This is a genomic window from Sphingobacterium prati, assembly GCF_013167215.1.
Lineage (GTDB): Bacteria > Bacteroidota > Bacteroidia > Sphingobacteriales > Sphingobacteriaceae > Sphingobacterium > Sphingobacterium prati.
In genome coordinates this window covers 377348-403667 of sequence record NZ_JABJWY010000034.1, presented here as the reverse complement: position 1 = coordinate 403667, position 26320 = coordinate 377348, and the positions used below count along the sequence as shown (strand labels likewise).

Sequence of the window (26320 nt, the reverse complement as noted above, 5' to 3'; positions counted from 1 at the left end):
GCATGACAACTTTAAAAACAACACTATTTTTTTGTCTGGCAGCCTCAACATTCCTGCCGGTCGCCTGTAATAACCCTCAGTCCGGTACTTCCGCAACGGAAACGGTCAAACCGGCCATTGTTACTGATGCAGTACGATATGATTCCGATGATCCTGCGATCTGGATCAATAAGACCGATCCCCGCGAGAGTCTGGTCATTGCTACGGACAAGGATGCGGATGGCGCCTTATTTGTGTACGATTTACAGGGCAAAATTGTCAAGGATAAAGTAGTTTCTAACCTTAAGCGTCCCAATAATGTGGATATCGCTTATGGATTGCTTTTGGGCGGCAAATCTGTAGATATCGCTGTTACGACCGAACGTATGACGCATAAATTGCGTATATTCTCACTGCCGGATATGAAACCAATCGACGGGGGAGGATTGGATATGTTTGTAGGCGAGACCGAACCGGAATTCAGGGATCTGATGGGTATTGCGCTTTACACATCGCCGAAAGGTGAAATCTATGCAATTGTGGGACGCAAAAATGGTCCTAAAGAGGGCTATTTAGCTCAGTATTTATTGGAAGATAACGGTGCTGGCGCCGTGAAAGCGACCTTAGTCCGTAAGTTTGGCTCATTTAGTGGAAAGAAAGAAATTGAAGCCATCGCTGTGGATAATGAACTTGGCTATATCTACTATTCAGACGAGCAGGTGGGGGTGAAGCAATATTATGCGGATCCGGCGAAGGGAAATCAGCAGTTGGCGCTTTTTGCGACCGAAGGTTTTAAAGAAGATCATGAAGGTATTTCTATTTATAAGCTGACGGATAGCACCGGCTATATATTGGTCTCTGATCAAGGGGCCAACCGCTTTCAGATTTTTAGCCGTGAGGGAACAAAGGCGAACCCATTTGAACATAGCCATTTGAAGACAGTACCTGTTATGGCCACGCAAAGTGATGGTTCGGAGGTCGTGTCTTCCCGTCTGAATGATACCTTTCAACATGGCTTATTTGTGGCCATGAGCGATGATAAAACTTTTCATTATTACCGTTGGGAGGATATAGCTGGACAACAACTGAAAAGTAAATAACCCTCAGAGAAGACTGGCGGTTTATGAAGTAACAACGGTATAATTGATGTACCGCTGTTACTTTTTTATGAATAATACACCACGACTGTAATTTTCTTAACGAGCAGCACTCGAATGCACCTGATTAAAGGTTGCGTTGAAACAGCTGTTCGCTTAATATTGCTTTCATTTATGCTTTCCTTGAGTTTTAATCTGAATGTAGTTCTCTTTTGTCATGAGTTCCGTTAGAATATCGTGTAAAATCCTTTAAATGGATAGAATTTTGTATCTTTATTCGGTTTGTACCCGTTTGGAAAGAAGGCAAGAGGGTAATTGGAGGTACAAGTTGTTTCCTGATCTTTCCAAGGTAAAAATGCAACTGAACTCCAAAGTTGCATACAATTCGGATAAATAATAAAGATAAATTTTTATTAAATACTGTAAATGATGAGTAAGGTTAAGATACTGTTGGTTGAGGATCACATGGTCGTACGTAATGGTATTAAATTATTATTGGAGTCTCAGGAAGGTTTTGATGTCGTCGGAGAGGCTTCGAATGGCAATGAAGCCCTGCAACTGTTAGACAATCAATTGCTGCCCGATATTATCTTAACGGATATCAATATGGATCATATGGACGGGATGGAGCTATTGCGCCTGATCAAGTCGACGTATCCCTCCATTAAGGTTGTCATTCTTTCGATGTTGAACCAGATCCATTATGTTATTGAGGGATTTACGCTTGGTCTTTCCGGATATCTGCTCAAAAATGTAGATTATAACGAACTTCTTTTTGGCCTTAATCATGTGGCTAATGGGGGTAAATATGTAAGTGAAGAGATTAGCATGGCGTTGCTTGACCAAGTCATATCGGGAGAAAATTATCTAGGTTTATCAAACCGTTCGCTACCAGACTTTGATATCAGTGAGCGTGAGCTTGAGGTATTGAAATTAATCGCTGACGGCTTCACGAATGTAGAAATTGCAGACAAGATCTTTTTGAGCAAGCGTACAATCGAAGGACACCGACAAAGTTTGATCGAAAAAATGAAGGTGAAAAATACAGCTGAGCTGGTCAAAGTTGCATTCCAGTCCGGTATTTTAAAATAATGCTGTCAATTTCTGCACGGCTAGTTTTTATTTTGCAATAGGTAATCTGTTTTTTTTCTTGCTATTGATGACCAGGAGGGCCGACCCCAGTAGAATAAAGGGGATACTTAACAGCTGGCCCATATTTATGAACAGGGAGTTTTCAAAATCTTCCTGATTGATTTTTAGGAATTCGTCCAAAAAGCGGAAGGAAAATAAAAGGATTAACAGCATTGCAAAACAGTTGCCGATGTTATTTTTAAGAATCGCTTTTGTCCAGAGGTGATTCATTAACAGAAACAGCAGCACACAAAACATTGCTTCATACAGTTGTGCGGGATGGCGAGGTATTTGGTCAATAGAAGTGAAGACAAAAGCCCAGGGGAGATCTGTGGGTGTGCCTATCATTTCCGAGTTCATCAGGTTTCCCAGGCGGATACAGGCGCCAGCGATGGGGACAACCAGTGCAATTCGATCGGCTACCCAAAGAAAGGGAAGCTTCTGTTTCCTTGCGAATAGAAAAATAGCAACTAGGATACCAATTCCCCCGCCATGACTAGCCAGGCCTCCTTCCCATATCGCAAAGATCTTTAAGGGATTGCTGAGATAATACGATGGGTCATAAAACAAAATATGGCCCAGGCGCGCCCCTATAATTGTACCCGCTACAATATAAATACTTAGCTGATCCAGAAATTCGGCTGGACGACCCTCATTTTTTAACCTGGACCATAGTATTTTGTAGCATAAAACTATTCCCAGCAACCAGAATAATCCATACCAACGGATGGGATGATTGATGATCGGTATATTGAAGATATCACTGCTGACATCCCAGGTGATGAAAGTTAATAGCATACTGTTTGTCATCAGGGCTAATGTGTTGAGTTTTTGTAATTAGTATATGGTGGCAGCCATTTGTTACAGAAATCGTTAAAATAAATCCAGTCGCAGCATTATTCATTCAGAAAACAGATCGTTCAAGACGAATATTGATAGGATAGATGCGATTATTAATTCGTCTATTTTATCTTTTTGCGATCCAGTATGTTTGTTTGTAAATAAGACAGCATGACAAAATTCCCTTTTTATAAACAACCGGATTCAAAAGATTGTGGCCCTACCTGTTTAAGGATAATCAGCAAGTATTATGGTAAAATATTACCACTACCGATGCTCCGGGATCTCTGCGGTACCACAAGAGAAGGTTCCAGTTTGCTGGGGTTGAGCCGGGCAGCTGAAACAATTGGGTTTAAGACCCTTGCTGTAAAAATAGATTTTGAAACGCTCGTGAATGAAGTGCCGTTGCCCTGTGTGGTATTTTGGATGGAACAACATTATGTGGTGCTTTATAAAATTGAGAAAAAGCACAATGATTATAAGCTCTATGCTTCGGATCCTGCTTTCGGGTTAATCACTTATTCAAAATCGGAATTCTTAACGTACTGGATCGGGGAGAAAGCCGAGGAACGTACTGAAGAAGGTATTGTATTGGTACTAGAGACGACAGCCCGCTTTGTGGATCATGAAGAAAAGGAAGAAAAGGGACATTCGATTTCAAAATTTTTAAAACATTATCTCCGTAAATATAGCGCCTTCATGGTACAATTGGCTTTCGGTTTGATTGCGGGGAGCCTGCTGGCGCTGGTTTTTCCATTTCTTACCCAAAGTATCGTGGATGTTGGAATTCAAAATCAGGATATTAACTTTATCTACCTGGTTTTATTTGCTCAGATTATGCTTTATTTAGGCCAAATGGGTATTGAAGCGATCCGAGGCTGGATATTACTTCATTTATCATCGAGGATCAATATATCAATTGTATCTGACTTTTTTATCAAGTTAATGCGCTTGCCCATGAGTTTCTTTGACTCCCGCGTCACAGCTGATATCATGCAACGTATTTCGGATCATAATCGTATCGAACAGCTGTTGACAAACAATTCATTACAGACCTTATTTTCTCTGATCAATTTTATAATTTTTGGTGTTGTCTTATTAATCTATAATTATAAGCTATTCCTACTATTTTCCATTGGTGCGACCCTATACTTATGTTGGATTTCTTTTTTCCTGAAAAAAAGAAGGGAAATAGACTATAAGCAGTTTTCACAGCTGGCGGAGGAGCAGGGGCAAGTTCTGGAATTGATCAACGGCATGCAAGAGATCAAAATGAACAATGCTGAAACCAACAAACGCTGGCAATGGGAAGGTGTGCAGATCAAAGTGTTCCGCCTTAAGGTCAAAGCACTAAAATTGGAACAGATACAGACCATTGGTGGGAATGTGATCAACCAGTTAAAGGATATCTTAATTAGTTTTGCGGCCGCAAAATTAGTAGTGGATGGCCAGTTGACCTTGGGTATGATGCTTTCAGTACAGTATATTATTGGGCAATTAAACAGCCCCTTGATTCAGCTGATGAATTTTATGCGTCAGTTTCAAGACGCCAAGATGGCCGTGGAACGGCTCAATGAAGTCCATGATAAAGAGGATGAAGAAAATGTAGATTGCCATTATCAAAAAGATATTCCCGAGGAAAATATCTCTATTGAAAATCTCACATTTAGCTACAAAGGAACAGACAAAGCTATTTTTGAACAACTAAACCTGATTATTCCTTATAAAAAGACTACCGCTATAGTAGGTGCCAGTGGCAGTGGGAAAAGCACCTTGATGAAATTGTTGCTAAAATCCTATTCACCCGATTTTGGCAGTATTAAAATTGGTAAAGTGGATATGCAACATATATCACCCCGCATCTGGCGGGACAATTGTGGTGTAGTTATGCAAGACGGTTATATTTTTAATGATAGCATCGCAGCCAATATCGCTTTAGGATCAGATGAAATTAATAAAGAGCGTCTGCGCGATGCGGTTCAAATCGCAAATATCAAAGACTTTATTGAGGCTTTGCCCACCAGTTACAATACAAAGATTGGCTATGAAGGTTTGGGCATGAGTGGTGGACAGCGTCAGCGTATGCTTATAGCACGCGCAATTTATAAAGCTCCGCAATACCTTTTTTTTGATGAAGCAACAAGTTCATTAGATGCCAATACCGAACGGATTATCACTGACCATCTGGATCAGTTTTTAAAGGGGCGTACCGCGGTCGTTATTGCTCACCGCCTGTCCACGGTCAAAAATGCCGATAACATTGTTGTGTTGGATAAAGGAAAGGTGGTCGAACAGGGGAATCATGAAGAATTAGTTGCCTTAAAAGGCGAATATTATAGACTTGTTAAAAATCAATTGGAACTTGGAAACTAAGAAATACATACTGGACGATATTCGGTTGCGTTCCGAACAGGTCAATGAGATCCTGGAAAATCCACCGCATTGGTTGATCCGCTGGGGGAGCTTACTGATTTTAGTTATTATTGCCTTCTTTTTTTTGCTGGCCAGTATCATTAAATATCCTGACTTTATTGAATCACCCATAATTATTACATCCGAGAACCCACCAGAAAGAATGGAAGTGACCATGGATTCCCGGATCGAAAAGATCCTATTTCAGGATCATCAGCAAGTACGAAAAGGAGATCTTGTTTTGATCTTGGAATCAACGGCCAATTATAAGGATGTGCTTGCACTTGAACGTTTGGCGGATTCATTTTCTACTTCTGGGCTATTGAATGGTTTTCCGTTGAAAGAAACGGCGCTATTCCGGTTAGGAGAAATACAGGAAGATTTCAATGCCTTTGCAAAAGCTGTACAGGATGAATCGCTTTTTAACACTTTAGAACCTTACGCCGCGGAAGGATTGATGGCTGATAAGAATATCAGGGATTATGAATCCCGTATCGTGAATCTTAAACAGCAATTTGAACTTGAAAAAGCAAAGGTTCAATTGACAGAAAAGAACTATAGTAGATGTGAGCTGCTGCAGCAACGCGGGGTAATTTCGCCACAGGAATTGGAAAATGAAAAGCTTAAACTGCTAGAGGCTCAGCGAAGTCTGAAAAACACGCAAATCACCATAGCACAGCTGGATGAATCCATTGTTAACTTCCGAAAAACTAAGGCCGGGGTCAATATCAATACAGTCAAAGATAAGGCAACATTTTCAACAGCTGCTGTTCAACTTTTTGAAAAATTACGAAAGTCTATCCGACAATGGAAACGGACATATTTATTGTATTCTTCTACAGATGGTACCTTGAGTTTTCTGAAATTTCTGAGCGAGAAACAGTTTGTCAAGAACGGTACAAATCTGTTCAGTATTTTGCCGGACAGCAGACGGGTGATCATTGGTCAAATGCTGATCGGCCCACAGAATCAGGGGAAATTAAAACCCGGACAAAAAGTGCTGATCAAATTGGATAATTTCAAATATCAGGAATACGGTATTATCAAGGGACTTGTCAAATCAATTTCCCTTACACCGGATAAAGACAATAAATACTATGTAGAGGCTAGGCTGCCCCATGGATTAAAAAGTTCTTACAATAAAAATATTCCATTTGATAAAGAGCTAAGTGGCAATGCATCTATTGTAACGGAAGAATTGACAATTGCCCAACGTATCTTTAACCAGCTAAGAGCCATACTTAAATATCAGGAAAGTTAAATATTTTTGAATTTAGGTATAGTGTTTTGTTGGAATATTCCGATATTCGATTACTTGTTGAAGAAGCTATCATGCGCACGATATTTTAAACATTAAAGCGAAGTTTTCATGAATATGCTGTCTATGATCTAAAACCAGTCGCGGGGCCTATGCGTGCCTTTTGGAAAGAACAAAAGTAAAATTAATAAAGATGTTGATGAAGAACTATAGAACTGGAGCATTTTACTGTCTTATGGCAATTTTACTGCTCGTCCAACTCTTTTCTTGTCATCAAAATAAAATCCATGATTCAGATAAGCCTACAGTAACAACCTCCGATTCACTTGAACTGCGTTATGAAAATGTCCTATTGACGTATCTTTCGACACAGGATTTCAAAAGCGCTGCTGTGGTAAAAAACAAAAGAAATGAATTACTTAAAGATAAGTATTTTAAACATTCTCCTTATAGTTCAATTCTGCTGGCCTACGAATATCTGTTGGATGATAATATTGATTCCATCGAGATTGCCTTAAAAAATCTGGTAGGACAAAAATTATCACCAGACTTAGTTGTTTTAAAAGACTACTTGAGAATCCGTGCCAATTTCAGCTTTCATGATGTGACGAGCGGAACAATGGTGGCACAGATTATTGATGCAAAGGAGTATGCTTTGGCACATGAAAGTGTGTTTACTTTTTTGTTCTATAATCTATTGGCCAATGCAGAATATCGACAAGGTAAATACCGACAGGCATTAAAGGACGTTGAATCTTGGTATCATCACCATCCCAATAAGACTAACCCACACGTCGCTCAGGCTTACCAGGAAATGAAATTTATGCAATATACAGCATTGCATGATTTTGAGAAACTAAAAGGAACGTTGGACAGTTGTAAATATTATGCAAATGCAACGAAAGACCCGGACATCATTATGCGCATGTACGACTTACAGTCGCAATATTATTTTAGTATCAATAACAACCTAAAAGCAGTAGAAGCATCCAGAAAGTATTTCAATTATTTACAAGCCTCAAATACACTCAATCCGTATGTATATGCAAATTTAGGTAAGAATTTTCTGAACAATAATCAGGTGGATTCAGCCATATTTTATTTTAATGCGGGGCTTGAATTTATCAAAAAACATAAGGTGAAGCATAATAAATTGTTTTATTATAAAAATCTACAATTAGCTTATGCATTAAAAGGAGATTATGAACGGGCGTATTTTGCATTGGATTCAACATTTCAGGAGTATAAACAGAGTACACAACGGATCGAAGCCGAGAAAATCAATGAGATCAATACAAAATACCAAACGGAAAAAAAAGATCAAGCGATTACGTTGCTGCGAACAACCAATGCCTTTAACCATAAGATCTTGTTACAGCAACGCTGGATATTTGTTATTTTATTGGCTCTGATATTCAGCATTGCATTTTTTATCTATTTCAGAAACAAACAGAAATTATTGCAAAATATCAACCAACGTATTCTTGCTGAAAATAGACAGCTTATTTTAGAGCAAAAAACCAGACAGAACCAGCTTAATCCGCATTTTATATACAATGCCATTGCTAATCTACAGGGATTGATCAGCAGCGAGCAAAAAGCAAAGGCCAATCAGTATCTGCTTTTACTATCACGTCAGATCCGCGATATCCTTGAATTAAACAGGGAAGAATATATTTCGTTGGATCAAGAAATTAAATCGTTGAACAATTACATACTTTTACAGCAGATGCGTTATCAAGATGTATTTAATTATGGGATCGATACAGGTGACCTGGACTTGGATGATGTTATGATTCCACCCATGATCATTCAACCATTTGTGGAAAATGCCATTGAACATGCATTTAAAAATTTACCCTATATGGGGCAATTGGAGATCTCTTTTCGCGCAGGTGAAAATCAATTGCATGTCAGCATCTGTGATAATGGCTGGGGGATGCAGATAAATAAAGAACAAGCTGCCCATAAAACGTCTTTATCGCAACTCATTACAAAAGAACGTCTGGAGCTGTTGTTTGCTGACGTTGAACCAAAAGCTAGAATTGAAATAACACCAAATTATACCGAGGATCAACGTGGTTATAAAGTCGAAATTTATATTCCACTTGTATTATATTTTAATTAAATAATTCATATTATGAAAGTTTATATTCTTGAAGATGAGTATAATATATACTTGTATATAAAGTCACTTTTGGATAGCATTCCTTATGTTCAAATCGTTGGCTATAGTCCTTCCATTGCACAGGCTGAGCGGGAATTACTGACGTCTAATCCCGATTTGATTTTAGCAGATATTCAATTAAAAGATGGCTCAAGCTTATCCTTTCTATCCGAGCTAAAATTGGATATCAACACGATTTTTATTACAGCGTTCAATCAATATGCCATTGAAGCGCTTAATATCGGTGCTATTGCTTATTTATTAAAACCTTTAGTACCCGAGCAATTTATAGAAGCGATTGAAAAATGTTATAGGAAGAATACGGAATATAAATTCAATAGCATGCAGTTGAATATGGCCGATAGTTATTTGAAGGCGCCGAATAAGCCCAAAAGAATCGCTTTGCGTACCTTTGAATATACCCAGATTGTGAATATCGAGGATATTTTATATTGCCATGGCGACAAAGGGTATACGACATTTTATATGAAGGACAACAAACCTATGATGGTATCTAAAGTGCTGAAACATTTTGAAACCATGTTGCCTGAAACAGACTTTATTCGCTGTCATCAATCTTATCTGATCAACGCAAACTATATTAAAAAATATTTTAAGGATGGCCAGTTGGAAATGGCAGATGGCAAAATGATTCCTGTAGCGACTAGAAAGAAGGATGTTATCCAGCAATTTCTGAATGATTTCTAATAAAAAAAACATTGTTTTTAAATAGAAAGTAAGCTTTATTTTTCTCATAGTGATTAAAAACTAAAAATTATAGTAACTTCGCTTTAATACTAAAATTATTAGTATTAAATTTGCTTAAACTTAAGACGGAGGAGGCTATGCTAATAACAGAAAAACAAAGTTTAATTGGCCAATTAAAAAAAGACTTGTTGCTATGGCAGGGAGTAGGGCAAAAATCAACTGATACGCTTCCAATGGGGCTTGGGCCATTGGAAGAGGCTTTCCCAAATGGGATTTTCCCTAGGGGGGCGATTCATGAATTTGTTAGTTTTGATCGGATAGGAGGAGCCGTTTCTTGTGGTTTTATAGCTGGCTTATTAGGCAAGCTGATGCGAAATGGTGGCATCTGCATTTGGATAAGTTGTTTTCACACCCTGTTTCCCACAGCCGTTAAATCCTTTGGTGTTGAGCCTGAAAATATCATATTTGTCCGTATGGTACGAGAAAAGGATGTATTATGGGCAATGGAAGAGGCTTTGAAATGTGGCGGAGTGGCAGCTGTATTGGCAGAGACGCACCAGTTGGACTTCGTGCAGTCTCGGCGTTTGCAGTTGGCTGTTGAAAAAAGTGGGGTGACGGGATTTATCCTGCAGCACAATCCGAAATTATTGGGGGCAACAGCTTGTGCTGCACGATGGAAAATTAGCTCAATGCCCAGTCAACTGGAAGATGGGTTGCCGGGAATTGGCTATCCAAGCTGGGATGTCGAGCTCCTTAAAGTACGGAATGGGAATCCGGGCCGATGGCAGATGACATGGGCTGCGGGTGATTTTGAACCTGTTGCTAAAGTCAGATCGGTTGCCGAAGAATGGCGTAAATCTTATGCTAATCAGGGAATGGCATGAAAAAAAGATTTGCATCCTTATGGTTCCGCCATCTAAAAACAGATTGGATGGCCGTGGGGCACCCTCTGCTTAAGGAAGTTCCCTTTGTGCTGGCAATTTCTAGCCGTGGAAAGTTGGTCGTAAATGCCAGTAATGTTTGGGCTGAAAAGGAAGGTGTATACCCTGGTTTAGCCATTGCTGATGCAAAAGCATTTTTACCCTCCTTAAAAGTGATCAATGAACGTCCCGGATTAACCGAAAAGTTGCTTCATAATATTGCACATTGGTGTATCCGGTATACACCGTTTGTCGCGATAGATCTGCCCGAAGGAATTATTTTGGATATCAGTGGCTGTGCACATTTGTGGGGTGGAGAAGCATTTTATTTACAGCATATCGTCTCGCGGTTTAAAGATCATGGTTATGACGTGCGCATGAGTATTGCGGACACGATCGGTGCGGCTTGGGCAATGGCCCATTTTGGAAAGGAAAATCCTATTGTTGAGCCACAAATGCAGTTTGATGCTTTATGGGCTTTACCCGCAGAGGCACTTCGGCTGGAAGTAGCTGTGCTGCAAAGGCTACAAAGTCTTGGATTAAAAACAATCGGAAGCTTTGCAACCATGCCGCGAACTGCGCTACGCAGACGTTTTGGTACAGATTTATTACGCCGTCTGGATCAGGCTACTGGGCTTGAGGATGAATTTATTGCGCCCATAAAACCTATTGTTCCTTACGAAGAACGTTTGCCCTGTCTAGAGCCTATTCGGACAGCCAATGGAATTGAACTTGCCCTGCAACAGCTTATATATACTATCTGCAAACGCCTGGCAGGGGAAGGTAAAGGCGTACGGGAAGCGATATTACAATGCCATCGTGTGGATGGAAAAATAGAGCAGATCAGTATCGGGACCAATCGCGCGACAGCACATGAGCATCACCTATTTCAGTTATTTGCCCTGAAAATCGCACAGATAGAACCCGCTTTGGGTATAGAATTGTTTGTCTTGGAGATTCCGAAAGTTGAAGCGGCAGACCCTGCTCAGGAGAATTTATGGGGCAATCGTATTGGACTGGATAATCCCATGGTGACCGAATTATTGGATCGTTTGAAAAGTAGGGATCCTGGTTGCGAAATTTCTCGCTATTTGCCTGCCGCGCATTATTGGCCTGAACGGTCCATGAGAATAGCCAGTTCAGTGCAGGAAGCATCCGCTGTTGATTGGCAGGTGGACAGACCTCGTCCCACCCGCTTGCTTAGTATCCCCGAACCTATTATAGTCACCGCACCTATTCCAGATTATCCGCCATTGTTATTTCGGTACAAAGGGCAAGTATATACGGTAAAGAAAGCGGATGGCCCGGAGCGAATTGAGCGGGAGTGGTGGATCGATACAGGCGAGCATCGGGATTATTATGCTGTAGAGGATGAGAAGGGCCGACGATTTTGGCTCTATCGTTCGGGGCATTACGATGATAGGTCGCCGAATCAATGGTTTTTACATGGTTTTTTTGCGTAATAATGGGATATTGTGAATTACAGGTGACGAGCAATTTTAGCTTTCTGGAAGGAGCATCCCACCCGGAGGAATTGATGGAACGTGCGGCAGCATTGGGGTATCGGAAAATTGCAGTGACAGACCGGAATAGTTTTGCAGGTATTGTTCGCGCGCATACTGCCGCCAAAAAACAGGGCATTACCCTTATTCCAGCTTGCCGTTTGGACCTTCAGGATGGACCAAGTTTATTGGCTTATCCAACTGATAAAGAAGCTTATGGGCGGCTGTCTTCTCTGTTGACTGTAGGTAATCTGCGTGCCGAGAAGGGAAAATGCACGCTCTATAGATCCGATGTTTATCAGTATAAGGAAGGAATCAAATTTATCATTTGTCCCCCCAATAGATTAACGGTTAAATTTGAACTTGAAGCGGAGTTTACTGCATTTGTAGCGGAATATAAACAGCGCTTGGATACGGCACTGTATTTAGGGGTCAAACGGCTCTATCGTGGTGACGATGCAAAGCTTTTGTTTCGCCTACAACAATTAGGAGAAAGCTTAAGCCTTCCTCTTGTTGCTTTGGGTGATGTATATTATCATATACCTGAACGACGTGATTTACAGGATGTTTTAACCTGTATTCGAGAGAAATGTACGATCCAGACGGCCGGATTTAAATTGTATCCAAACGCAGAACGTTACCTGAAACCTATAGCGGAGATGGAACGTCTGTTTAGGCCATATCCAGAGGCCATCGCAAAAACAATGGAAATAGCAGCAGCATGCAACTTCTCCCTGGATGATTTAAAATATGTCTATCCGGATGAACTGTCGTCCGATGGACGTACTGCGCAGGAAGAATTAGTTTATTTGACATGGAAGGGTGCAAAAGATAGATTTGGTGACCAGATTCCTGATACCATCCGTGATACCATCCAGATGGAACTTGATTTTATTGGACGGAAAAACTATGCATCTTATTTTTTGACCGTTTACGATTACGTACGTTTTGCCAAGGAAAGGGGCATTTTATGCCAAGGTCGTGGTTCGGCCGCCAATTCTACCATCTGTTATTGTCTTGGCATTACTTCGGTCAATCCCATCGAATTCAGGCTGCTCTTTGCTCGGTTTATGTCCGATGCCCGGGATGAACCACCCGATATAGATGTTGATTTTGAACATGAACGCCGAGAAGAGGTGATCCAGTACATTTACGAGAAATATGGCCGCAATCGTGCAGCTATTGTGGCTACAGTAACACAGGTCCGTGCTAAGGGAGCTGTACGGGATGTGGGGAAAGCAATGGGGCTATCCATGGATACCGTTAGCCGTTTGGCTGGTGTTGTGAGCAGCCATTGGGATGAGGATATTGACCTGGGACGTTTAATGGAACAGGGTTTTAAGCCGGACGATCCGCACTTACGCAAAGTGCTCGAACTGACGCACCAGTATATCGGGTTTCCAAGGCAACTGGGGCAACATACTGGAGGTTTTGTCATTACACAGGGTAATCTCCATGAACTCTGTCCATTGGTGAATGCCCGCATGGATAACCGGACCAACCTGGAGTGGAACAAAGATGATCTGGAAGCGCTGGGATTCCTGAAAGTGGATGTATTGGCATTAGGGATGCTGACCTGTATCCGGAAGGCTTTTGATCTTGCCCAAAGACATTATGGACTGGATCTGACTTTGGCAGGAATTGGTGCTCAACATGACCCGGAAGTGTATGATATGATCTGTCATGCCGATACGCTGGGGGTATTTCAGATTGAGAGCCGGGCACAGATGTCCATGCTGCCGCGGCTAAAGCCAGAGACGTTTTATGATCTGGTTATCGAGGTGGCCATCGTACGTCCGGGACCGATACAGGGGAATATGGTGCATCCTTACCTGCGCCGGCGTAACAAAGAAGAGGACGTGGACTATCCTAAAGAAGAAATTAAGGCGATTCTGGAAAAAACCTTGGGTGTCCCACTTTTTCAGGAACAGGCCATGGAGATTGCAATTGTTGCGGCCGGATTCACCCCCGCTGAAGCAGACGAACTGCGCCGTAGCATGGCGACTTTTAAGGCAAAAGGGCAGGTGTCGGTCTTCAGGCAGAAGATGATCGACGGTATGATGAAGAAAGGTTATACAGAAGAGTTTGCCGTGCGGGTCTTTCGGCAGCTGGAAGGATTCGGAAGCTATGGCTTTCCGGAAAGTCATGCGGCCTCTTTTGCGCTGCTGGTATATGTATCTTCTTGGATTAAATACCATTATCCTGATATTTTTGCAGCTTCTCTGCTCAATAGTCAACCCATGGGATTCTATCAGCCTGCCCAGATCGTTATTGATGCCGAACGGCATGGTGTGAAAGTGCTCCCCATTGATATCAACCACTCCTTTTGGGATAATACCCTGGAGGGTGAGGTGGGCAAACAGCATGCATTACGTTTAGGACTACGCCAGATTAAAGGGTTTTCGGAAGAAGAGGCTTTGTTATTGACCAAAGGGCGTATAAATGAGTATTCGACGGTCACAGCGGTGATGGAAGCCGGATTATCCCTGCCAGGATTGGAGCGTTTAGCCGAGGCGGATGCTTTTCGTTCGCTGGGCATTGACCGTAGACGGGCACTATGGGAAATTACAGCTTTAGGAGATCGCCCCATTGGAATATTTGAGGGGAAAGCATCATCAAATGCTGAAGGGCAGATTGAGCTGCCTTTGTTAAGTTCCAGCCAACATGTGGTGGCGGATTATGCAAGGACAGGGCTGTCTATCAAAGCACATCCAGTGAGTTTCCTGCGTGACAAATTGGACCTTCTCCACGTTGTTCCAACCGAAAAACTAGGCTTGGTAAAAAATAATATGCCTGTTAAAGTATGTGGATTGGTTACGGTACGACAGCGTCCGGGGACTTCCAAAGGCGTGTTATTTGTTACCATTGAGGATGATACTGGTTTTGCAAATGTGGTCATCTGGAGTAAGGTATTTGAGAAATACCGAAAAGAGATCCTTGGGGCGAAATTGTTTATGGTTGCTGGAAAAGTACAGGTCGAAGGAGAAGTAATCCATATCATTGCCGAACGTTGTTTTGATATGTCAGGTTTATTAAAAAATCTGGCAGAAGAGGATGAGCAGGTAACGCATGTATTTTATAAAGGACGAAATTTTCATTGACCTTTCATTTATTAATCTCATTTTTGGAAACCGTACAGCAGGTACAATAACTGGAACCAACTGAAAAGAACATAAAATTAGATGGACAACAACATTCTCGTTAATAAAATTGAAATCGAAAAAAAAATCATCATCGATTTGATCAAACAGAATAATCGCGACGGAGCCATTGTCCTGATCGCCAACCGTGCAAATGTAAAATTTAAAACGGCCCGAGATATTGTTCAAATGTTTGACGAAGACGATATAGATCTTTTCGATGGTAAAGACCTGTTTTTAGTTGATTACGAAGAAGTGTCTCACAGTGATTCTTCAGTTTATCAAGAGCCAGCTCCATCTTCTTTTTTGGAAGTAGAAAAAGACAGAAGCAAACGTGGGAGAAGTAAAAAGGGTTTACTAATAGGCTTATCTCTACTTGCTTTAGGTTTTATTTTTCTACGTTATGTTATTGGCTTTAATCATATCGGACATCATCTGTCGGAACTGGCTCAAGTGTTTGATAAAAATGATGGGGGAGCAGCGGCTTTGGATGCTGATACCGCAGACCGAAAAGTCTCTTTGGAACCCGGTGTCACCCGGGTAGCTGATGCAGAGGACTTCCGGCCTGTAGACACCAATCTACTTTCTCCAGAATTCAAAGCCTCAGAAATGGCGAAGATTAAAAACGCTCAATTTGATAAATTAATACCCGCAAAGAAATCTCCTACAGATGAAGAGGCGCAATTGGCTTTAATTTACCTTACAAATAAGCGGTTGACAGAAGTGATCATTCAGCAAAAGTTGAATATCAAAATTGGCCAATGTTATGAAATCCCCCTTAGGGAGGGAAACCAACGCTGTGTCAGCTGCATGATATTACTCTATAATCGGGAAAAGAAACATTGGCAGGAAGCTCCTGATGGGGAGAATTTCCTGGACAATGCCTATGATTTTTATCTTCCTGAGGGAGATGATACATGGCGCGCCAAGTCTTTAAGTATGCACATCCCTTATGACTATGCCTTGTTCAAAAAGCACGAACGAAAAGATTAAGTTTGTTTACTCCAATATTTCATTGGCATTATTATACTTCACAGTCATACTTTTGCTGAGCGGTAATACAGTTACCCTTCTTCTTCCCACTTGCCGGTAAGCAGACAATACAACAGGCCACCAATAGCAATAATAAGATGGATACTGAAGTAGCAGATCCGTAAGCTGCAGTAATGTTGTTCAGCCGGAAAAATGGATTCCCATTTTTGTGTAGGAACAGGCCAACAACAAAAGCAATACCAAGACAGATGGACAGTTGCTGTACGGTAAGGTAGATCGCGGATCCCACGCCGATCAATTCCTTGCTGACATCTTTTAAGGCTAACGTCATCAGAGATGGTAGAACACTACCACAGCCAAGCCCATAAAAGAAAAAGAGCAGATGAAGTTGATCGCTTGCGACACTTATTTTATTGAGGACAAGTAAATGAAGAAATAGGCCCATAACCATTATTCCCAATCCGGTGAGTACAACGGCTTTGCCATGACGTTGAATAAACCTGCTGACTATCAGGCTGGCAACAACGTACCCTATCCCCTGAAAGACGAAAGCGATGCCTGTCATTGTTGCTGTATAACTTTTGTCATGCTGTAGATAATTGGAGTTAATAATGAAATAAGCATCCTGGACCATGTAATAGGCCAATGCCGCAATCAGTCCCAGATTGAAAACCCTGTCGCGGAAAAGGACGAAGTTAAAAAGCGACTGCTGTCCCGCTTTATATAGTTTCTTCTGCTTTTTTAGAAATAACAGCGTAAAGGTAAGCGCAGTTACCAGCAATAATATAGACCAGATCGGCCAATGCAACTCAGGACCCATGACCAAGGGAGATATTAGGCCCAGCAAGAGTATAAATAAACTCAGCATTGGTATAAATGAAATCGTGGATGTAGGATTTGGCTGGTCCCGGGGGACATAGCAGTAAGCGGCAATACAGGCGAGGATACCTATTGGAATATTAATTAAGAAAATAAGGCGCCAGCTTTCATGGATCCAGGACTGATCAGGAAGTAAACCCCCGAGCAGTTGTCCGATCACGGAGGCAATACCTGCGATGCTACCATATACTCCCAGGGCCATAGCTCGCTTAGAGGCGTCTTCAAAGAGCACTGTGATTAGGGCTATACCCTGTGGTACCATCATGCCTGAACTAATCCCCTGCAGTAATCTGCCCAGTAACAGAAGGTAGATATTAGTTGACAGCCCACATAAAACAGACGCAAAAGTAAAACCGGCCATACCTATGATGTATAATTTCTTTTTACCAAAATAGTCTCCGGCACTGCCCGCATTGATCAGCAGGCTGGCGTAGCCAATAATATATAAGATAATGATCCACTGGATTGCACTATTGCTCAGATCCAGGGCCTGTTGTATGGTCGGTAGGGAAACATTGATAATGAATAAATCGATGACAAACAAAAAGATGCCAATGGATAGAATACAAATGTGAAGCAAATCTTTAATTCGGAAGCGCATATAGCCAAAGTTTTTGATAATTTTATGGTCAAAAGTAGTTTGGATATTTTTTATAGTCAAGTAGTTATAAATGATGTACTTAGTATGGTTTTATGAACTAATGGTCAGTATGAGGTGATTATGGATGAAAAAAAAAGTGAATTTTTTGGAAGTTGCTGTGATGTCAATGGTATTTTTAAGATCATTGGCGGAAAATGGAAGGTTTTACTTATCAAAGCCATCGCAAAAGAATGTCCTAAACGGTTCGGGGAATTGCGAAGGGAGATGGATGATATCGCACAGACCACATTAACCGTCCAATTGCGCGAACTGGAGCGTGATGGTATCCTTTGCCGACAGATTTACGCAGAATCGCCACCGCGAGTCGAGTATAAGCTGAGCGAAGTGGGCAAGACCCTATTACCGATTATTGAGCAGCTGGATGACTGGTGGCTGCACTATAAAAAGAGATAACTTAGACAGGGGATATAAGAATCAAAGGCGAATGGGGTATTAAGCCATAATACCGCCAGCAATGCCGCAGATAGGGTTCAGCGGAACGTTAATAATCTTTTCGGATACAGTGCTATAATATTACTTCATTGTCTGTCGTTCCGGTGGACAGGATGTCAGCAATACTCTTTAATGTCCGTTGAGAAATTTGGGTGAGTGCTTCCGTTGTGAAAAATGCCTGATGTGCTGTTACCAAGACATTTGGAAAACTCATCAATAACTGAATGGTATCATCTTCGATAATAGCAGTGGAGAGATCTTTGAAAAACAGTTTCTCTTCCTGCTCATAAACATCAATACCTAATAATGCTATCTTACGCGTTTTCAATGCACTAATGGCATCGCTCGTGTGAATAAGATTGCCACGGCTTGTATTGATAATAGTTACCCCGTCCTTCATTTTCGCCAGTGATTCCTTATTGATGAGGTAATGATTGTCTGGCGTAAGTGGACAATGCAATGAGATAATATCGGAGTCCTTAAATAACTGATCAAGACTTGTGTATTGAACACCAGCTATAATCAGATCCTGATCGGGATACAAATCATAAGCGATGACCTTTGCACCGAATCCCAATGCAATCCGGATAAATGCTTTACCAATTTTACCTGTTCCAATAACTCCAATTTTCTTTTGATGGATATTGAAACCTAATAAACCGTTTAAGGCAAAATTTTGCTCACGGACACGATTATAGGCTTTGTGGGTTTTTCGGTTGAGCGTTAGTAGCATGGCCATCGTATGTTCGGCAACAGCTTCAGGAGAATAAGCTGGGACACGGCAGACCTGGATACCAAATTCTTTTGCTGCCTCCAAATCGACATTATTGAAACCTGCACATCGTAAAGCAATCAACTTTATACCTTTGTGAGCAAGGATTTCGATCACCTGCCGGTTCAATTTGTCATTGACAAAAACGCAAACAACATCTTCGTCTTCAATTGCATTGACAATATGAGGGCCAAGATGGGTTTCATAAAAATTGAATTGGAAACCGTAAATTTCGTTTTCCCGTTCGAAAAAGACTTTATCGTAAGGCTTGGTTGAAAAGAAAGCTATTTTCATAAAATTGTATATCCTATGTAAATATACAGTATTAATTTTTTACCTGATTTAAATTTAGGTGAATAAAGGGAGTAATTCTTGAAGAATCCATGATAAAAGCGGTAAATTAGTTTGAAAGTACAATAAAATTATTCGATTTAACTTTTGAACATAAAATCATTTCATCATGACTTGGTCAACTCAAATTACACAGTTATTAGACATAAAATATCCGATTATACAGGCACCGATGTTTGGGGTTACTACACCGCAGATGGTTGCTGGAGCATCGGAAACCGGCGCGCTGGGTACATTGGCATTGGGAGATTTATCATACGAAAAATGTATGGATGCTATTGAGGCTACCAGAAGATTAACAACGCAGCCTTTTGCAGTCAATATCTTTGTGAATAGCATACCTGAGGTATCCGAAAATCTAAGATCTCAGTATAGTAAGGTTAGTTCATTTATAGCGACACTGGCTCATCAGCACGGGTTGGAGGTCGTATTACCGAGGTTAGAGGAAATTCATTTGACGGATTATAAGGATCAAATCGCAGCCATTATTGCCAGCAAATGCAAAATCGTCAGTTTTACTTTTGGTAATTTAGACAGCCAGAGCATAGCTTTGTTAAAAGAAAATGGGACTGTCTTAATTGGTACCTGCACATCCCTTGCGGAAGCGCTGTTGTTGGAGGCATCAGGTATTGATATTATTTGTGTACAGGGGCTGGAAGCTGGAGGGCACCGTGGAAGTTTCCAAGCTACTGTCATCCCTCAGATCGGTGGACTTTCCTTATTGTCGCAAGTATATGATCATGTTAACAAACCATTGATTTATGCCGGTGGGATATATAATGCCCGAACGTTGCTTGCCGCACAGCAATTGGGGGCGGCAGGTTTTCAGGTTGGCAGTTTATTACTTAAATCCAGGGAAAGTGCGTTACTTGATTTTGAGAAACAACATTTAAGTCAGGTGAAAGAATCAGATATTGTATTGACCCGGAGTTTTTCTGGAAGGTTTACTAGGGCAATAACAAACACTTTCATTAAAACTGTGGATGGAACGGACTATATTTTACCTTATCCCTATCAAAATAAATTAACCAATGCCTTAAGAAGGGCGGCAAAGGCAAAAGGAAACACAGATTTCGTCGGTATTTGGGTTGGGCAATCCATTCATTCCTATCGGGATGGTTCGACCGGAGATATCCTTCAGGAGCTAATTCGGGAAGTTGAAGAGGCGACAGGCTAAATAATGCGATAAACCAATATGCTATGTAACTAAAAATACAAAGCTGCCGCAGTTTCCTAGGGATGTAGATATTGTTCTACAATAATTTATTCCTTATTCTTTTTTTATATAGAAAATGATTAAATTAGAGTTAACTAAGTTATAAACAGATTCATATGGAAATTAAAACATCTTCAAAATTTGTAGCCGAACTAATTGGAACATTTGGTTTGGTACTATTTGGTTGTGGCGCAGCCGCTATTGCTGGAGCCAATACCCTGGGAGGACTTTCGGGGTTAGGCCTCTTGGGTATTGCAGTGGCATTTGGTCTATCGGTCGTGGTCTTTGCTTATGCCATTGGCGGAATTTCAGGCTGTCACATTAATCCGGCTGTGACAGTGGGGGTATTGTTGGCTGGAAGAATGTCTGCTAAGGACGCAATTGTGTATATCATTGCACAATTTATCGGTGCACTTTTGGGTGCATTTGTATTACAGCAAATTCTAAGTGGTCAATTAGCGGGTTTTACAGCTGGAGAATGGGCTTACGGATCCAATGGATGGGGAAAAGGTTATCAAAACGAATATGGTACAGCTTCGGCTTTTCTTATTGAGGCTGTTTTAACTTTCCTCTTTCTTTTTGTCATTTTGGCTACAACATCAAAAGTTGGAAACGGAACAATGGCGGGTTTAGCAATTGGATTTACATTGCTATTAATACATCTTGTAGCCATACCGGTGACAGGTACTTCGGTTAACCCTGCTCGTTCATTCGGTCCTGCGATTCTTGCAGGAGGTAACGCGTTATCGCAATTGTGGTTATTTATAGTTGCACCATTAGTGGGTGCTGCGGTTGCTGCAGGCGTGTGGAGAGCTTTGGAACCTAAAGATTAAACGTTATAACAACAAATTACAGCGCGTAAGGAACCTATCCTTACGCGCTGTTTTGTGTGTACTAATTCGTATCCCAATACGAATTTTAGTCCTGTGTTTTTATGCCTCCTGTAAATCCTTGATAAAGGCCGTGACTTTTTCCTCATCGGTCGCCCAGGAGGTGATGAGTCGAATGGCAGCGTAATCTGCATCGATATTTTTCCAAATATAAAATTGATAATTGAGACTCAAGCGTTCAATAACTTTTTTGGGTAGAATTGGGAACAGTTGATTTGTGGTGGATTCGGTTAGGAAGGTATAGCCTTTGCCTCGGACTGCTGCTGCGATACGCATGGCCATTACGTTTGCTTTTCGTGCCAGATCGAAATACAGATCATCTTTAAAGAGTTCTAAAAACTGAATGGAAAGAATTCGCCCTTTGGCCAACATGGCACCTTTTTGCTTGATCGCATAATCAAAATCCGTAGCCAATTCGGGTTTATTAAAGATAATGGCTTCACCTAAAAGCGCACCATTTTTAGTGCCGCCAATATAGAATACATCGGTATACTGACTGATTGTTGCAAGCGTTAAGTCGTTATTTTCCGCTGTAAGTGCATGCCCCAATCGTGCCCCGTCCATATAAAGTAACAACTGGTGGGATTGACAAAACTTATACAGAGCTTTGATTTCTTCATTGGTATAAAATGTGCCAATTTCTGTTGAATTAGAAATATAGACGATGCGTGGCTTGACCACATGGGGAGCAAGTGCATATGCAGCTAAAACTTCAGCGACATCCTCGGGCCTTAATTTCCCATCTATTGTTTCAGTCGTAATCACTTTGTGCCCCGTGGCCTCGATGGCACCCGTTTCATTTGCCGCAATATGTCCTGTTTTTGCACTTATCACAGCCTCATGCACACGCAGTAAGAATGATATAATCAGTAAATTCGTTTGGGTACCTCCTGACACAAAATGGATGGCTGCAGCTGGATTATTCAATCTTTCTCTTAAAATTGCTTTTGCCTCATGTGCGTATTGGTCTTCGCCATATCCAAGTTGTTGTACCAGATTAGTTTCAATAAGTTTATCCAAAATACGGGGGTGTGCTCCCTCCGAATAGTCGTTTTTAAAGTTGTACATAATAAGTGTTTTAGTTCAGGTATCTTCTAATTCACCAACGGCTACGGTAGTCTTCCTGATCCTTATATTAGAAACCAGAGAACAGAAAAGGCCATGGCTGTTTGTGGATTCAAAAGTATAAATAGGTTCTTACTTTTTGGTGTTTTTAACAAAAAAAATAATGGACAGATTAATTACCTTTACCTGTCAGCGATTCAGGCAGAGCGCTAGTCACAAACACCAAACTGCCCGTCAAGGTGATTTGACAAGCAGTTTGGTTTTATACGAGAACGACGGAATGAAATCTTACTTTAATAAATCATAGACACGAACGTAGTCAATTTCAAATGTTATCGGGAATATCGTATCGTCGATACCTTCTTTGCCTCCCCAATTGCCACCAACAGCCAAATTGATTAACCAATGGAATTTTTGGTCAAAGGGCCATTCGTTAAAACCCTTGTTTTCATTTTCAACGTTGAAAATCTCCCACTCATCAACAAAACCTTTGATGTAGCTTGGTGTCCAGTCTATACGATAGGTGTGAAAGTCATCAGAAACACCAGACACCTTTTTTTTGCTGGTTTTTTGTGTATTTATACCATGGTTATACGATTTGGTATGGGTAGAAATATGAACGATATCCTGATCGTATCCGACATGTTCAAGGATATCTATTTCCCCAGAATTAGGCCAGTCTCCATATTTTCGATCGGTAGGAAGCATCCAGATCGCAGGCCAGGAACCGCGACCTAGTGGCAGTTTTGCCCGGGCCTCAAATCTACCGTAAGTGAAATCCCCTTTATTCTTGCTGGTCAGCCGTGCGGAGGTATAGGATTTACCGCCTTTATTTTCTTTTTTCGCTGTAATCTTCAGGACGCCATCCTGTACTAGGGAATTTGATCGTGAAGCTTCCATATAATATTGTAATTCATTGTTTCCCCAGCCGTCATAGAGAGAACCGATATCGTAGGACCATTTGCTTTTATCCGGTAAACCCGAGTAATTAAATTCATCGGACCATACCGGTACCGGCGAAAAGTGATAGGCTCTGCCGCCGGTCTTATTTAGAGTTGATTTCACATAAAAGGGGATATTTGCCGTCGCAACGTTGTTATTTCCATCGCTTGCATATACAAATAGCCGATAGGCACCTTCTTTGGAAGGAGCAGTTAATGTACCCTTGTCGTCTGTTCTATTTTTGATAAATCCGGCTAGTGCCTGTGGCCGTTCTTCACGGTCACCACCTTCTTTAAGGTCGGTGCTCTCATGGAGAAGTTCCCAGCGTATCCTTAATTTATCCCCATCGGGATCCCGTACAAAGACTTCCATGGGATAGGTTTCACCCGATTCAAGATAGATAAAATCTTTTGCCTGCCTGTTGTCCAATAAAAAAGAGTCCAGCTGCGGAGCCCGATTGTCTGGCCATTTTCCTGACCAGAGGTAATGCATCACATCGACAACCTCATTTTCTTCGCCAGCTTCGGTAAACAACCCATACCAGGTCGGTGTCCGTTCTTGCTTCTGTCCCCACAGAAAGACATAAGAACCTAGACAGTTTTTGTCCTGACCGATAGCGGCTTCGTATCGACTTTTGTAAACGGCTGCTTTCTCGTGGCTGGTCTCTTCAATCGATGCGCCCCAAGGTGTTTGGAGGCTTTCCCAGTGACCAGTAGGGCCCCATTCTGTCACGATATAGGGTTTGTTCCAGCCTGTTTTTTGCAATTGTTCAGGAACGGAGGCAAGTCCGCCGTACACTTGTACGGCAATGAGGTCCAATGCTGGACATTTGGTTTTGATATAATCAATTTCCTTTTGATTTATACCGGCGAGCATCGTGGTGACTAAGTGATTGGGATCTAATTCATGGATCATCTCAGCAATAGCATTGACGGCATCCCAGACCTTGGGATTACTGTAATGCAAGTTGAGTTCATTGCCGATTCCCCAGGCCAATAGGGCCGGATGATCTTTGTATTTCAGGATCACTGTGCGCAGGTATTCTTTTTGTTTTGCAACAGCCGCTGGGTCGTTGTAATCGAAGCCATGCCGTTCTGTTTTCACGTCTAGACCCAGAGTTACCGTAAGTCCCAGCTGTTGTGCTTTATTTAGGATTTCATCTGCTTGGTAAGGGCTCCATGTGCGTATGGAGTTACCTCCATACGCTTTTAATTGTTCCATATTGCTTGTTCCGCCCGCCCCTTTGATGAAGTAGGGCCGCCCGTTGCGCATGATTGTAAAGCCACCGCCGACCTTAGTAATTGTTGTTTTAACGGGTTTCCCTTGCTGTCCCCATCCGATGGGAAGGAAGAGAAGGTTGAGCAATAGAAAAGCGAGTAGTCTTCCTGCTGTCATCATTTATCGAAAGTTAGGATTTGCATCTATTTGAGTTTGTGGTATAGGGAGGAACTCACTTACACCGGGAGTGAATTTTGCACCGAATACTTCTTTTGCCCGTCCTGTACGGACCAGGTCATTGAACCGCTCGCCCCACCATTCACAGGCAAATTCGGCGCGGCGTTCGTCCAAAATCTGGTTTAAAGTGACATTTGTAATTGCTGTTAGTTTGGCACGTTCACGTATCAGACGAAAAGGCTCATCACCATTTTGTCCCTTTCTGACTTTGGCCTCTGCATTTAATAAAAGTACATCCGCGTAACGTAATATACGCACATTATTGTTCGCTCCATATTCCATTCGACCTGCCGTCATCTGTGATTTTGGAAGATAGGCTTTGCCGTTGAAATATTTGACGCCGAATGGATTCCCATAGACAACATCGCCGCTTGGTGTTGTTGCCGTAGTTGCTGGGTTGCCGTTGATGCCACAATATAAGATTGTCGTTTTTAGCCGTTCGGTTTCGCCTCTATTGGTTAAGAAATCAACAATATTCTGTGAAGGTGGGACCCAGCCGGCACCAGAAATAGGACTCCCTTTTTGATCACCTGAAGGACCTTGCCACTTGAAAAACGTTCCCCAATCAACACCGGGACGAACAATATCCCCGGTTCCTAATCCAAAATCGGAATATTGCAGTTCAAAGATAGATTCATTGGATAGTTTTCCCGGAATTTTAAAAAGCTCATAATAGTTGGGGTATAAGGAAAATTTGCCACTCGCAATAATTTTGTTTGTGGCATCAAGGACATCGTTCCAATAGGTACTTCCGTTATCATTTCCCGCCAAATCTGCTGCGGCTTTCGCTTTTAAAAGAAGCGCGGAATATCGTGTTACCGCACCAACGTGCTTGGACTGATTAGGACGTGCGTCTTCAAGATCCTCCAAACAGGCATTCATTTCATCAAGGATAAATTGGCGAACCTCTGCGGCTGTACTTTTATTGATTGTGGCCAGGCGACCGATATTATCGCTGTCAATTAAAATAGGTACATTTCCAAACAGACGTGATGCCATGAGATGGGCATATGCCCTTAGAAATCTGACTTCGGCTTTGTATTGTTTATTGAGTTTTATGTCAGCTGTATTTGATGCGGGGATTTTTGCAGCGAAGTTATCCAGTTCGATCAATGCATTGTTTGCTGCAATAACAAGGCTGTAATAACTGATCCAAGATTGATTTAATCCCCAATACGATTGAATCGTGACATCATTTTGAAAATTTTTGATACCCATTAATTCGGGGTTGTCATTTGGATTTGGTGCAGCCTGTTGGTAGTCGTCATCGCGCATACAACGAATGGAAAGGTCAATCCAGTGCACCAGATTATCATCTGAAGCCGAACGATATACACCGGAGACAGGGCCATACATCAAAGCGGTATTGCTGTAATCGATCTCCTCAGAACGCTGTTGGTTTTCTAAGGGTTTGTCCAAAAATTTACTACAGCTCGATAGGCCAAAAGAAATGCCTAAACAGCTTGCAATCAGGATATATTTAAAAGTTTTCATGCAGTTTAAATTAAAG

The 26320-nt window shown here is 41.5% G+C and carries 19 protein-coding genes; 13 read left to right on the top strand and 6 right to left on the bottom strand.

The annotated features are described in order from the left end of the window. Positions 1-2 precede the first annotated feature (2 nt). Together HPC41_RS11920 and HPC41_RS11915 are read left to right on the top strand one after the other, a co-directional pair. Positions 3-1079, top strand: coding sequence for a phytase (locus HPC41_RS11920; RefSeq protein WP_172394237.1), 1077 nt, complete (start codon positions 3-5; stop codon positions 1077-1079). 423 nt (positions 1080-1502) lie between these two features. Beyond that, positions 1503-2168 (top strand): response regulator transcription factor, encoded by a 666-nt coding sequence (locus HPC41_RS11915; RefSeq protein WP_246250607.1) that lies wholly within the window; start codon positions 1503-1505, stop codon positions 2166-2168. 27 nt (positions 2169-2195) lie between these two features. Here HPC41_RS11915 and lgt read toward each other — a convergent pair whose 3' ends face one another. Beyond that, positions 2196-3005, bottom strand: a complete 810-nt coding sequence (gene lgt / locus HPC41_RS11910; RefSeq protein ID WP_172394236.1) for a prolipoprotein diacylglyceryl transferase — start codon at positions 3003-3005, stop codon at positions 2196-2198. A gap of 213 nt (positions 3006-3218) precedes the next feature. Here lgt and HPC41_RS11905 point away from each other — a divergent pair, with 213 nt between their 5' ends. The 8 genes from HPC41_RS11905 to HPC41_RS11870 all read left to right on the top strand — a co-directional run bounded on the left by HPC41_RS11905 (position 3219) and on the right by HPC41_RS11870 (position 16147). Further along, a complete protein-coding gene (locus tag HPC41_RS11905) occupies positions 3219-5420 on the top strand; it encodes a peptidase domain-containing ABC transporter (RefSeq protein WP_172394235.1) in 2202 nt (733 codons plus the stop codon). After that, on the top strand, positions 5410-6720 hold the full coding sequence (locus tag HPC41_RS11900; RefSeq protein WP_172394234.1) for an HlyD family secretion protein: 1311 nt from the start codon (positions 5410-5412) through the stop codon (positions 6718-6720). Before HPC41_RS11905 ends, HPC41_RS11900 begins: the two co-directional genes overlap by 11 nt. Positions 6721-6916: 196 nt before the next feature. Further along, positions 6917-8845 (top strand): tetratricopeptide repeat-containing sensor histidine kinase, encoded by a 1929-nt coding sequence (locus HPC41_RS11895; RefSeq protein ID WP_172394233.1) that lies wholly within the window; start codon positions 6917-6919, stop codon positions 8843-8845. Positions 8846-8857: 12 nt separating this feature from the next. Then, positions 8858-9592 carry a LytR/AlgR family response regulator transcription factor gene (locus tag HPC41_RS11890; RefSeq protein WP_172394232.1) on the top strand — a complete coding sequence of 245 codons (735 nt, stop codon included), beginning with the start codon at positions 8858-8860 and terminating at the stop codon, positions 9590-9592. A 137-nt stretch (positions 9593-9729) separates the two neighbouring features. Then, positions 9730-10476, top strand: coding sequence for an ImuA family protein (locus tag HPC41_RS11885; protein WP_172394231.1), 747 nt, complete (start codon positions 9730-9732; stop codon positions 10474-10476). After that, a complete protein-coding gene (locus HPC41_RS11880; RefSeq protein ID WP_172394230.1) occupies positions 10473-11975 on the top strand; it encodes a Y-family DNA polymerase in 1503 nt (500 codons plus the stop codon). Before HPC41_RS11885 ends, HPC41_RS11880 begins: the two co-directional genes overlap by 4 nt. A gap of 2 nt (positions 11976-11977) precedes the next feature. Beyond that, positions 11978-15115, top strand: a complete 3138-nt coding sequence (locus HPC41_RS11875; protein WP_172394229.1) for an error-prone DNA polymerase — start codon at positions 11978-11980, stop codon at positions 15113-15115. An 81-nt stretch (positions 15116-15196) separates the two neighbouring features. Next, positions 15197-16147 carry a hypothetical protein gene (locus HPC41_RS11870; RefSeq protein WP_172394228.1) on the top strand — a complete coding sequence of 317 codons (951 nt, stop codon included), beginning with the start codon at positions 15197-15199 and terminating at the stop codon, positions 16145-16147. 31 nt (positions 16148-16178) lie between these two features. Here the strand turns inward: HPC41_RS11870 and HPC41_RS11865 are convergent, their stop codons facing one another. Then, a complete protein-coding gene (locus tag HPC41_RS11865) occupies positions 16179-17627 on the bottom strand; it encodes an MFS transporter (RefSeq protein WP_172394227.1) in 1449 nt (482 codons plus the stop codon). 120 nt (positions 17628-17747) lie between these two features. Between HPC41_RS11865 and HPC41_RS11860 the strand changes: the two genes are divergently transcribed. Then, on the top strand, positions 17748-18080 hold the full coding sequence (locus tag HPC41_RS11860) for a winged helix-turn-helix transcriptional regulator (RefSeq protein WP_172394226.1): 333 nt from the start codon (positions 17748-17750) through the stop codon (positions 18078-18080). Positions 18081-18192: 112 nt separating this feature from the next. Here HPC41_RS11860 and HPC41_RS11855 read toward each other — a convergent pair whose 3' ends face one another. Further along, positions 18193-19185, bottom strand: a complete 993-nt coding sequence (locus tag HPC41_RS11855; RefSeq protein ID WP_172394225.1) for a 2-hydroxyacid dehydrogenase — start codon at positions 19183-19185, stop codon at positions 18193-18195. 166 nt (positions 19186-19351) lie between these two features. On the opposite strand from HPC41_RS11855, the gene HPC41_RS11850 reads away from it, so the two are divergent. Next, positions 19352-20419, top strand: coding sequence for an NAD(P)H-dependent flavin oxidoreductase (locus HPC41_RS11850; protein ID WP_172394224.1), 1068 nt, complete (start codon positions 19352-19354; stop codon positions 20417-20419). A gap of 155 nt (positions 20420-20574) precedes the next feature. After that, entirely contained in the window at positions 20575-21291 is a 717-nt protein-coding gene (locus HPC41_RS11845) for an MIP family channel protein (RefSeq protein WP_172394223.1), read from the top strand. A gap of 99 nt (positions 21292-21390) precedes the next feature. Here the strand turns inward: HPC41_RS11845 and HPC41_RS11840 are convergent, their stop codons facing one another. The 3 genes from HPC41_RS11840 to HPC41_RS11830 all read right to left on the bottom strand — a co-directional run bounded on the left by HPC41_RS11840 (position 21391) and on the right by HPC41_RS11830 (position 26304). Beyond that, entirely contained in the window at positions 21391-22416 is a 1026-nt protein-coding gene (locus HPC41_RS11840) for a threonine aldolase family protein (protein ID WP_172394222.1), read from the bottom strand. A gap of 285 nt (positions 22417-22701) precedes the next feature. Beyond that, positions 22702-24753, bottom strand: coding sequence for a glycoside hydrolase family 16 protein (locus HPC41_RS11835; protein ID WP_172394221.1), 2052 nt, complete (start codon positions 24751-24753; stop codon positions 22702-22704). Continuing rightward, on the bottom strand, positions 24754-26304 hold the full coding sequence (locus tag HPC41_RS11830) for a RagB/SusD family nutrient uptake outer membrane protein (protein ID WP_172394220.1): 1551 nt from the start codon (positions 26302-26304) through the stop codon (positions 24754-24756). It lies immediately after the preceding gene. Positions 26305-26320 lie beyond the last annotated feature (16 nt).